Origin of the sequence: Actinocrinis sp., assembly GCF_035946395.1 — a bacterium.
GTDB lineage: Bacteria > Actinomycetota > Actinomycetes > Streptomycetales > Catenulisporaceae > Actinocrinis.
This window is the reverse complement of record NZ_DASYZI010000123.1, coordinates 1-10,185: the sequence shown is the minus strand read 5'-3', so window position 1 is coordinate 10,185 and position 10,185 is coordinate 1. Positions and strand designations below refer to the sequence as shown.

Annotated in this window: 13 protein-coding genes and 1 pseudogene; 5 read left to right on the top strand and 9 right to left on the bottom strand. The window is 65.8% G+C overall.

All coding sequences use genetic code 11. The features are described from left to right. Nucleotides 1-523: pseudogene (locus VGS97_RS08015) on the top strand (N-terminal phage integrase SAM-like domain-containing protein); the annotation flags it as partial. Further along, the gene (locus VGS97_RS08010; protein WP_326852625.1) at nt 520-951 is read left to right on the top strand and encodes a hypothetical protein; all 432 of its coding nucleotides are present in this window, start codon (nt 520-522) and stop codon (nt 949-951) included. The pseudogene VGS97_RS08015 and the gene VGS97_RS08010, both read left to right, overlap by 4 nt. Before the next feature lie 201 nt (nt 952-1,152). Here VGS97_RS08010 and VGS97_RS29785 read toward each other — a convergent pair whose 3' ends face one another. From VGS97_RS29785 to VGS97_RS07995, 3 genes are all read right to left on the bottom strand, one after another. Continuing rightward, a complete protein-coding gene (locus VGS97_RS29785; protein ID WP_414641664.1) occupies nt 1,153-1,434 on the bottom strand; it encodes a transposase family protein in 282 nt (93 codons plus the stop codon). A gap of 62 nt (nt 1,435-1,496) precedes the next feature. Beyond that, nucleotides 1,497-1,649 (bottom strand): hypothetical protein, encoded by a 153-nt coding sequence (locus VGS97_RS08000; protein ID WP_326852623.1) that lies wholly within the window; start codon nt 1,647-1,649, stop codon nt 1,497-1,499. A 51-nt stretch (nt 1,650-1,700) separates the two neighbouring features. Then, complete coding sequence (locus tag VGS97_RS07995) at nt 1,701-1,847, bottom strand: hypothetical protein (protein ID WP_326852622.1); 147 nt, start codon at nt 1,845-1,847, stop codon at nt 1,701-1,703. Between the two features lie 445 nt (nt 1,848-2,292). On the opposite strand from VGS97_RS07995, the gene VGS97_RS07990 reads away from it, so the two are divergent. Together VGS97_RS07990 and VGS97_RS07985 are read left to right on the top strand one after the other, a co-directional pair. Beyond that, nucleotides 2,293-4,065, top strand: a complete 1,773-nt coding sequence (locus VGS97_RS07990) for a DUF1003 domain-containing protein (protein ID WP_326852621.1) — start codon at nt 2,293-2,295, stop codon at nt 4,063-4,065. A 49-nt stretch (nt 4,066-4,114) separates the two neighbouring features. Beyond that, nucleotides 4,115-4,714, top strand: a complete 600-nt coding sequence (locus tag VGS97_RS07985) for a cadmium resistance transporter (protein ID WP_326852620.1) — start codon at nt 4,115-4,117, stop codon at nt 4,712-4,714. 127 nt (nt 4,715-4,841) lie between these two features. Here VGS97_RS07985 and VGS97_RS07980 read toward each other — a convergent pair whose 3' ends face one another. The 5 genes from VGS97_RS07980 to ltrA form a co-directional block, all read right to left on the bottom strand. After that, a complete protein-coding gene (locus VGS97_RS07980; protein WP_326852619.1) occupies nt 4,842-5,561 on the bottom strand; it encodes a hypothetical protein in 720 nt (239 codons plus the stop codon). Further along, complete coding sequence (locus tag VGS97_RS07975) at nt 5,554-5,859, bottom strand: LCP family protein (protein WP_326852618.1); 306 nt, start codon at nt 5,857-5,859, stop codon at nt 5,554-5,556. The genes VGS97_RS07980 and VGS97_RS07975 overlap by 8 nt, the downstream gene beginning before the upstream one ends. Continuing rightward, nucleotides 5,847-6,515 carry a YcnI family protein gene (locus VGS97_RS07970; protein ID WP_326852617.1) on the bottom strand — a complete coding sequence of 223 codons (669 nt, stop codon included), beginning with the start codon at nt 6,513-6,515 and terminating at the stop codon, nt 5,847-5,849. Before VGS97_RS07970 ends, VGS97_RS07975 begins: the two co-directional genes overlap by 13 nt. Nucleotides 6,516-6,677: 162 nt before the next feature. Further along, the gene (locus tag VGS97_RS07965; RefSeq protein ID WP_326852616.1) at nt 6,678-7,055 is read right to left on the bottom strand and encodes a hypothetical protein; all 378 of its coding nucleotides are present in this window, start codon (nt 7,053-7,055) and stop codon (nt 6,678-6,680) included. Between the two features lie 141 nt (nt 7,056-7,196). Further along, complete coding sequence (gene ltrA, locus VGS97_RS07960) at nt 7,197-8,462, bottom strand: group II intron reverse transcriptase/maturase (protein ID WP_326852615.1); 1,266 nt, start codon at nt 8,460-8,462, stop codon at nt 7,197-7,199. Between the two features lie 806 nt (nt 8,463-9,268). Here ltrA and VGS97_RS07955 point away from each other — a divergent pair. Continuing rightward, a complete protein-coding gene (locus VGS97_RS07955) occupies nt 9,269-9,718 on the top strand; it encodes a hypothetical protein (protein WP_326852614.1) in 450 nt (149 codons plus the stop codon). Between the two features lie 166 nt (nt 9,719-9,884). Here VGS97_RS07955 and VGS97_RS07950 read toward each other — a convergent pair whose 3' ends face one another. After that, nucleotides 9,885-10,070, bottom strand: a complete 186-nt coding sequence (locus VGS97_RS07950; RefSeq protein ID WP_326852613.1) for a hypothetical protein — start codon at nt 10,068-10,070, stop codon at nt 9,885-9,887. Nucleotides 10,071-10,185: the final 115 nt, after the last annotated feature.

Below are 10,185 nucleotides of genomic sequence, written 5' to 3'. Positions count from 1 at the left end.
TCATCGCAACCGGCCCTCTCAATCGAGTTCGGACGGCCTGCCGGTTTGTGACAGGTCCCGTGCCGACGAGGATAACAGCCGCGGGTTGACAGTCGGCCGACCGGCGGTCACAACGCGTTCGGCCCGCCCGGGTGTCGGGTGGGCCGCGGGGTGCACGGAGTATGGAGGCGTTGAGATCACAGCGTTCGCGAGAAGGCGGAGAGGCACAGACGGCAACGAGAAGTTCCTCAGCATCTACCTGGACGTGCACGGCCAGAAGCGCTCGGCAGGCAGCTTCGAGACACAAGAGAAGGCGGTCGAGGCGGCGATCCGCCAAGGGGAGCGACAAACACTTGGCCAGATCGGCGACCGCCGACTCGGCAAACAGACCTTCGGAAGCTACGTGCTGGACACGTGGCTGCCCAACGACGTGATGGAACTGTCGACTCGCCAATCCTACACCTATGAGCTCAAGCGGCACATCCTGCCCGCGTTCGCCACCATGCGCATGTCGAAGATCACGCCCAGCGATGTTCGGACATGAGCGACCGCGATGCAGTCCACAGGCGCGAAACCCCCATGATCGCCAAGTGCAAGGTGGTCATCGACGCCATCTCCACCACAGTCCTCAATGACAAGATCACCTTCCTGCACGCAGGAAAGGGAGTGGCGATCCCGACCGTTGGCACCAAGCTGCGGCACATCATCACGGCCCCGCAGTTCGACGCCGTCTACCAACAGTTCCCCAGCGACATGTTTGCGGTTGCTCGTAGAAACGGACATCGAGTCAGGACTGCGATGGGGCGAGCTGACCGAGCTACGTGTGATGGATCTCAACTTCAGCAGTGGATTGGCGACTGTCTCGCGAGCCGTGGAGGCCTCACCGGAAAATGGACTCAACCACGCTGGGTTTGGGCGCGTGGGCATGGCCTGTTGATCTCTGAGTGGTGGCGCTGGGGTGCGGATCGGTGACGGGTCGGGCGCGTGTTATGCCGCGGCGGCGATCGTGATGCCGGCTCCTTCCCGGTGCACGGTCAGTCCTTGGCGCTCGAGGGTTCTGATGGCCTTTCGCATCTCGCGTTCGGGATCGTGCAGCTTGTCGTAGAAGTCGGTTCCCAGATCGGCGTAGCGTGTTCGGGAATCGCTGAGCAGATGCCAGAAGATCTCCAGGATCTATTCAAAAGACCACTTCAGCGAGTACGGGCCGATGATGGCGCGGAGCGTGGCCGGGAACTTCTCCAGTGGTGGCCGGAAGCGGCTGACCAGGATCTTCCAATTTTGCAGGTGACTGATGGCGCGTTCGACGGCGGCGCGGACCGAGGCGACGGAGGCGTTGAAGTGCTGGTCGTGCACGGTCAGCTCAGCTCCGGACGGTTTGCGGATCGGATGAATAGTGGCATGGCCCTGATATCCCTTGTCGCCAACCCAGTCGTGGCCTGCGATCGTCTCGACCAGGCCAGAGGCTCCGACGGCGTAGGCGTCGTGCCGGGCGCCGGGCGCCGGCGCACCGACTGCGGCTAGTGCCCGGCGATCGAGGCCGCGACCTGGATGTTGAACCCCGTCGTGCCGTGCTTATCGCAGTACATCCCGTCTACGTGTTTCCAGTCCCAGGTCGGTGCCAGGAATCCGTCAACCAGCAGCGATCCGCCGCGCCCGACCACTTGGTGCACGGCGGGCACCAGCGTGGCCAGCGCACCGGCGAGTACGTCGCGTAAAAGGTCTCAACGCCGGGACGCGGTGGCTTGGGAGACTCCGAAGATGCAGGCGGCCTGGTCCTGGGCGAAATTGGTGCGCATCAGCACACAGACCAGGTCGATCGACCCGGTCAGTCCCAGCGCGCTGGGACATCCGTTGCGCCGGCCGATCACGTTCTCGCCCGGGTGTTCGGCTCGACTTTCGCACTTATGAGCACTGATTATCGAAGATGTGAGCGACTGACGCCAAGGTACGGGCCTGGATGGCCAGGACTGTCTGTCGCAGCTGTGGCCTGGCCGGGACGGATTCTGGTTCAGCGGACGCCTGTCGCGGTGACCGCGAGTTCGGTGTGTCCGGCGGTGGCCTGGTTCTTGATGATCAGGGTGGCTCATCGCAGTAGTCTGGTTAGCGGGCGCACGGTCCGACGGTTGGGATCCGTTCGGATGGGGTGGTGTCGTCTCTTGCGCGTTTGTTCGCTGGTGGTTCCTTACGCAGGTTGGTGCTCAGCGGATGTGGTGTGTGCCCTTGTAGGATCGCCACCGGTTTCGGATGTTGTGTTGCCGATTTTTGAGGACCGGATCTGGTCCCTGTCCTGGTGGGGCGTGGTGAGGAGGACGGGTGAGCGGGGCCAGCGCCGCGGCTGACCTGCCGCATCAGCAGCATGCGGTGATCGCTGATGAGCGGGTCGGGGTGAATGGTGCGATCGCGGCGGCGTTGACGCGGTGGGCGGGTTCGATGCCCGCACTGTACGTGACCGTGGTCGTGGTGGCCGGGTATATGGCTTTGGCGACTTGGTGGGGCCCGTTGCACCGGGTGGACGGGTATCCGTTTCCGTTCCTGTTGTTTCTGGACAACGTGGTGCAGGTGGTGTTGTGCCTGGTGATCCTGGTTGGTCAACGGGTGCTGGGTGCGGCCGCGGACCGGCGGGCGGTGCAGACGTATGAGAGCGCTGAGGCAATTTTCGAGCGGATCGCAGGGTTGCAGGCGCACCTGGACCGGCAGGATCGGGCGCTGAGCCGCGGGGTTAGCTTGCTGGAGACCAGCGCGCACCCCTGGATCGAGCGGCATCGGGTGCACGACCCTCCCCAGGCTTTTAGCCAGGCGGTGGGGGTCAATGGTCGATTCGCGGCGTGGCTGACCGGGCGGCTGGGCAGCGTGTGGGCGTTTTATCTGGCTGCGGCGAGCCAGGTGGCGTGGATCGTGTTGGCGCAGGTGGGGGTGCAGCGTTTCGATCCCTATCCGTTCGCGTTCATGTCGTTTCTCTCGACGCTGTTCCAGCTACTGTTCATGATTGTGATCATGGTGGGGCAGGACGTGCTGGGCCGTGCCGGGGACCAGCGCAGCGAGCAGACATTCCTGGACGCCGAGGCGGTCTTGCACGAGTGCCTGCGGATGGAGGTGCGGTTGACTGCGCAGGACCGCGTCATCGACGCCCTGTCCGGGTACGCCACCGTTCAGCTGATCGAACAGCTCGCGCGGGCTCTGCACGAGGCCGACGTGGTCCATGCGATCGACCAGCAGGCTGACGGTGTCGCCATCAGCGGCGTATCAACATTCTGGGATCAGCTGCCGCAACAGGACAGGGACCGCCGCCGCGCCCAGGCGTGGTGGGTCGGGGAGAGCCTGGCAGCGATCGGCTGCCTGATGGTGCCGGCAGTCGGTGCGACGTTCAGCGTCACCTTGCGCGAGGACGAAGTGGAGCGGTTGGCGCGCTTGGAGTACGAGCGGTGGATCGGCGAGCTGGGTGCTGCCGAGCCCGGTCTCGGGCAGGGCGCTGGCGTTGCGGGTGGGCCGGTGGCTTGGCCGCTGTTGCCGGGCGAGCACCGGGAACGGCGTGTGCGGGCCGCGGGGCGTCTGCCGGCGCTGCTGGCCGAGGCGGGTTTCCAGGTGATCCGGGATGCGCGCAGCGCGGAGCACGGGCCGGGCGAGGAACACTTCACCCCCGAGCAGTGGCAGGTGTTGCAGCGGGCGCTGATGGCGTGCGGGCTACTGGTGGGGCTCGCGGTGGGCGTGGTGGACGCCGAGGAGTATTTCGCGCTGGTCAAGACGCTGCGGGAGACCGGCATCAGCCATCCGCGGCGGTTCATCCGCGAACTGGCCGCCTCCAGTACCTTCGCCACCGGCCTGGAGCCCGGCATCGGCTATCGCGATTACCTGGGCCCCGCGCTGGAGACGATCCGCTCGGCCGCCGCGATCGTCGAGCGTGAGGCGCCGGGGGAACTGGACGCGTTCCGCACGCTGTTGGCACAGATCGCCACGGCCGTGGCCGACGCCAACGCCGAGGGCGGCTTCTTCGGCTTGGGCGCCCAGCGCCGTACCCCCGAGGAGGCCGCCGCCATCGAGCAGGTCAACAAGGCCAGCGGGCTGAGCGACGCGGGCCGGACCACGTGAGCGCGTCATCGTCCTGCGGCACCGACACGGCGACACTGCCGGACGGCGGATGAGCGCGTCCCTGCTGGCGACCGCAGCGCTCGCCTTCGCCGTCACCACCATCGACGACCTAGTCGTGCTCAGCGCCTTGTTCATCGCGCGCCGCGCCACCGGGCTGCCGCGCGCCCGCGCGATCGTCGCCGGGCAGTACACCGGGTTCGCGGTCATCCTCGCTCTCTCCCTGGCCGCGGCAGCCGGGTTGCGGATCGTGCCGGACCGGTGGGTCGGGCTGCTCGGCCTAGTCCCGGTCGGCTTGGGCGTGTGGCAACTGTGGCGCCTGCGCGGTGCCGAGCGTGAATCCCGGGCCCCGCTGGCGAGCACCGCGACCAGGATCGCGGCCATCACGCTGGCGGGCGGCGCCGACAACATCAGCGTGTTCACGCCGCTGTTCCGCGCCCTGCACGTGGCCGGCTCCCTGCTGGCCGCAGGCGTGTTCCTGGTCATGATCGCCCTGTGGTGCGCCACCGGGGCGCTGCTGGCGGACCGCACGCCGCTCACTACAGCGCTCGGGCGCGCTACCGACTATCTGGTGCCCGTGGTGTTCATCGCGGTCGGCGTGCTCATCCTGATCACCACCGGCACAATCACCACGATCCAACAAAGCCTTTAGGAGTCGATATCCCGGCGGCTTCCCGGTCAACAACACGCGGCGCTCTCGGCCGCACTCTGTCACCTACGTGTTGCGGGCGCGTGTCACCATTCCGGCTACGGGACGTACATGCATGCATGCCTTGGAATCATCGCCGTTGGTCAGCAGCGAACTGCTCGGCGGTGACGACGCCACAGCCGTGGGCGCGGGGGTCACGCCGCCGGAACCGTCGCCCGTGGTGGATCCCTGGCCGCCCGACGCGCCGAACGTGGTATTGCTGGTCCAGTCCGTGCCGATGACCACCGTCACTTGTGAGTAGCTGCTGTTCTGTCGCATGGCCGAGGACGGGATGCTCAAAGCGGCGGCGACCGCGGCGGCCGATCGGCGCGGGTGGAGGGTAGTAGACCGTAGTGGTGCTTGTCGTGGCAGCTGCGGTGCCGACACTGAGCAGTGAGCCCTTGAACCCGCTGCCTTCCAGCGCGCTTTTAGCCGCCGCGGCCCAGCCCTTGACCGCGCTCGCGTTCCCGATCATCGCGTGCACCGCGGCCTTGTTGACCAGTACGGGATTCTGCGCGAGCGAGGTGGCGGGCGGCGTGACGGAGGCGTGGGCCGCCGCGGTCGCGGGCGAGGACTTGATATACGGGGTATCGGACATAAGCGCGGCGAACATGGCCGGAGCCGCGTTCGGGTCGAACTGCAACTGCTGCTTCCAGTTCGGGTTTGAGCCCGCGTAGTCCACGGTCGGCACGGACAGGAACGTGGTGCGGCTGGTGGGGACCTTACCGATCTCCTGGCTGAGGCTGAACAGATCCAGCACGGAGCTCAAGCCGCTGTCCACGGTCAGCGCCTTGGTCGCCGCGTCAGCCACCGAGCGTGCTCACGTGGGCGAGCGGGGCTTTGTCCTTGAGCTTGCGCAGTAGCGCGGCCGTGAACATGTGCTGCGCCTGCTCACGGTAGACCTCGTTGATGAACGCATGCCGGGTGCGCAGCCAGGCGAGGGCCTGCACGCCCTGAACCACGCTGGTCCCTTTGGGCAGCTTCAGGTGCGAGTAGGAGTCGTAGACGTTGTTCGTCACGCACACCGGCACGCCGCTCAGCGCATTGGACATGGTCACCACCCCGGACATGTCGATCTCGATGAAATGATCGATCGTCAACCCGGCCACGTCGTACACCGTCTGCACCGCGCAGTCGAGTCGCTGGTGGATGCGACCTTGGGCGTCGCGGCGCTGCTGGAGGCCGCAGCCGTGGTAGCCGCGACCGCAGCAGTTTCGGTGGACTTGGTCAGGGCGAGCACGGGAGCAGGGTGGTCGGGTTCGGGCTGCCCGGGCTGGGCCAGGTCGATCCAGCGCACCACATCGCCGTTGGAGTAGGTCTGCACCGCCTTGAACACCACCTGGCTGGCGTTCGAGGGCAATTGGCCGAGCAGCACGGTGAACGCTCCGTACTGCCCCGGTGCGATCGACCCACCGCTCCAGGTGATCTGGGAGACGACCTGGGAGATGTCTCCGTCGTCAGTGTGGATCGGGGTGGCCAGAGTGGTGTCGGTGACCTTCGCGCTCCAGCCCGGGATGGGCTCGACGAGCACGGAGGCGATCGGATGATCGGTAGGGAAGGCAACCTGTAGCTGAGTGGTGGAGGCACCCGACTCCTCGTTAGGCACCCGGAAGGTCAACTGCACGTCCCCGCCGCCCTGGGTTGCGGTATCAGGGGTGATGGTCACATGCGCGGACGCAGGCAGCGCGGCCAGCGTCACGACTGCGGCGGCGATGGCGGGCACGGCCAGCAGCCGGGTACGGCGGGATGCAGGAAGCGAAAACACGGGAAAGACACACTCCAGACGCGGGGGCGCGGATGAGGGCACGGCCGACGACGGACCGCACCAACACAAGGGGGAAACGCGGGCACGCACACGACGAGACCGCGTGCAGCCTCCTGGGAGCCGAGATGCGCAGATCGAGCATTCGACGCCCGGGAACGGGGGTTACATCGCTATGCCCATCCGGGGCGGCCCGCGCCGGGCCACCGCGTACCGCAGAAAACTGAGCCACTTCGGCAGCCACACAGCCCCGACGGCGGACGGCACGTGCGGCATGCAGCAGACCGCGCCTGCCGGGACAACGCTCGCCACCCGCACAGCGGCCATGACACCGTGCAGCACCACGCCGAGTAGGCCAACCAAGCCAAAAAGCGCAGCCTCGCCGCGCCGCAACCACCACGCCGCAGCCAGTGCGGCCAGTGCGTGTGCGGCCAACATCCCACCGGCGTACGGGGCAAACAGCCCCATCGTGCCCTGGCTGGGGCACATGCTCGCCGCATCCATGCCCGGCATCGGCTGCATCGCCGCGTACGGACTGGTCACCGCGGCGCTCCCACCGGTCTGCTGAACAGCGTCGAACCACACGTGCAAAGCGCCCGCCGAGTAGCCGAGGGGGATCTCACCCCTCGGCCCTCACAGATCCGTACGTGACTGTCTCCAGTCATACGGCTCTTGTCATCCTGGTCACCAGACGATGGGCACTGAGGTTACCCAGGCCCAGTGGGCGAAGAACCGGGGGCGGCGCAAGACCGCCTGTTTCCACGCCTCCTGAGCCTTCTTGCGTCCCCTGAGCTTTCGATGCTTGTTGCGGGACCAACGCAGTAGGTAGGCGTTGATCCGCCCTAGGAGGCCGTAGAGCGCCGAACGGTAGAACGCACCAAAGTAGTTCATCCAGCCCCGCACGATCGGATTGATCCGGCGGGCCAGATCTGCCTCGGTGTGCCCGGTACGCCTGTGCAGCGCCCAGGACCGCACCCGACTGCCGAGTTGGTTCAAGGCGTCCTTGCTGATCGCGGGCAGGAACGAGGTGAACATCCTCCCGTTCCTGTTGCGCGCCGCGCGGGCCCGGAACGTGTAGCCGAGGAACGTGAACGCGGTGTGCTCGTACGAAGCACGCCGTTGTCCGTCCCGGCAGTACACGATCCTGGTTTTCCCCGGGTGCAGCCGCAGCCCGACCCCGTTCATCCGCTCCCCGAGCGCCGCAAGCACGTGACGTGCCTGAGCTTCGCTGACGCAGTGCACGACCGCGTCGTCCACGTAGCGCTCGAAGGCGACGCCGGGGAACTCCCGGACCATCCACGCATCAAACGCGTAATGGAGAAACAGATTGGCCAGGACGGGGGAAACCGCTGAGCCCTGCGGGGTCCCGCGCTCCCGCTGTTGCAGGGTTCCGTCCGGCAGTGCCAGCGGGGCCTCAAGCCACCGCTTGACGTACAGCACCACCCACGGCAGGTCGGTGTTCGCCTCCACGGCCTTGACCACCAGATCCCACGGCACGCTGTCGAAGAACTTCTCGATGTCCAGATCGATCACCCAGTCGCTCTTCCAGCAGCGCCGTCGGCAGGCGGCCACCGCGTCGAGCGCGCAGCGTTTCGGGCGGTAGCCGTGGGAGTCCGGATGGAAGAGCGCTTCCGCCCGTTCCTCCAGTGCCCTGGCCACCACCGTCTGCGCCACGCGGTCCCCGACCGAAGGCACCCCCAACATCCTCACCCCGCCTCCCGGCGAGGTTTTGGGAATCTGCACCGCGCGCACCGGCGGCGGGAAGTACGTGCCGGAGGAGAGCCGATTCCAGATCTTGTACAGGTTGCCCTGCAGATCGGACCCGAACTCCTCGACCGACACCCCGTCCACCCCGGGCGCGCCCTTATTCGCCTCGACCTTCTCCCACGCCTCCCAGACAGCCCGCTTCGAGATCTCGAACGGCTTGCCCGGTGCTTTCAACTCGTCCACGCGACTCCTCCCGGAGCACTTCCGGTTGATCGAACGAACCAGCCACGAATGACCCGGCCCCTTCGCTCCACCCCCGTTACAGGGGTTTCACCACTACTACGGGCCGGTCCGCCGGCACGCCCCGCGACGGTACTCAATCCCTTACGGGGTCACCGCTCGGGACACTCCCTCTCGCCCACCCCGAAGGATGCGCGGTGTCGGGACGCGCCTTCTCCTGTTCCGCACGAAAGCCGCAGACCGGGCTCGCGTCGTCTGCATGCCGGACACCGCCTGGCCAATCAGCGGACACCCGCCAGGCTCATCCCGGGATCTATGCAACACCCCGGTTTTGATGTCATCTAAGAGGGTTACGACACGTCAGCAACGATTCGCTCGCGCTCGCCTTCCCGGTCCCCACCTGACACCGTGAACGGCGCCTTTTCCTCATCGTTCACCACGACGGTCTTCAGCCAACGCAGCATGAGGCGGTTTGACATCCCCCTCCGCAGGGCGACGCCGAAGGGCCACAACCTTCATCATCCGTGCAGCACCGCTTCACGAAGCAGCCCCTACATGCCACTTCCCTCCACGCTCAGGACACAACGCATAAGCCTCCATGACTCGAATTGATAAAAGCGTGCGCTGCAGAGCTCGATCTTGATTCAGATGTGGGGTAGCCGAGAATCGGCTCTCGCGATCGAGCGACTTCGCTATACTGCGGCCAGCATCGCAGCCAAGACTCGCCGTCTGAGGGGGCAAAAATGGGGGAAAGTCCCGAAAGCGGCAGCGATAGCCTCAATAAGTGGTTAGCAATAGCAGGATCAATTGTGGCCTTGCTGACGTTCTTCGGAATCGCAAACGCCAGCCAACTGCAACGCGTTTTGTCGAACAGCCCACAGGCGAGCCCTTCGCCGACGCCATCACGGCACCTCACATTTCTGATGCCGACTCAAAGCCCCAGTCCCACAAAGACGCCTACAGCGGCGGCGTGCAGCCTGGAGCAGTCGGCCTACGGTACTGCCACGAATGAGGCGGCGGGCGTCGGCGGCAACTCAAGCGCCCTCGCGACTATCTGGCTCGTCTTCTACAGCGCCGCTGAGAACGCAGCGAACGCTACGAGCGATACCACTCTGCAAGACTACATCCGCAACACGGCATACGACTGGCAGCAATATGCTTACGCGCTAAAGCAAGGAAACACCAGCGAGGGCGCTTGGTTCATGCAGGGGTTCAACGAACAGCACAACGTGTGGAACTACTGCCGGAATGGCAGTTGATCTGAAGAGATTTCGCACGTCGCCGACCGAACCCCGGCACGCTGGAAACCGTGCGACATCAAGGTCCCGTTGCTAAGCGGCGTTACTGCACACCCCGACCCGCGCATCGTCTTGTCGCCCCCGGATGCTCGGATCCTGCCGGGCCAACTGCGCGTGGGAGTGAGGCTTATGCACAACGCTGGCTCGTGGTGAACCAGTGCAGGCCGATCACAGCGTGGAGCGTGTCGTTGTAGGTCTGTAGGGGTCTGCGGTAGTCGGTATGCAGGATGCGCCAGGTCTTCAGGCTCGCCACGGCGCGTTTGACTCTGTCGGTGATCTTGGTAGTCGAGGTCAGGTTCCGAGGGTTCGCCATGATTTCGACCGGGGAATTCCCTGCTGGTCTAGGAAGTCCTGGAAGGCCGTTGAGGGTCTTGCCGGGGAGGTTTCCTCGGCGACTGATCGGGTGCTGAGGCGCTCGATGTTCACGG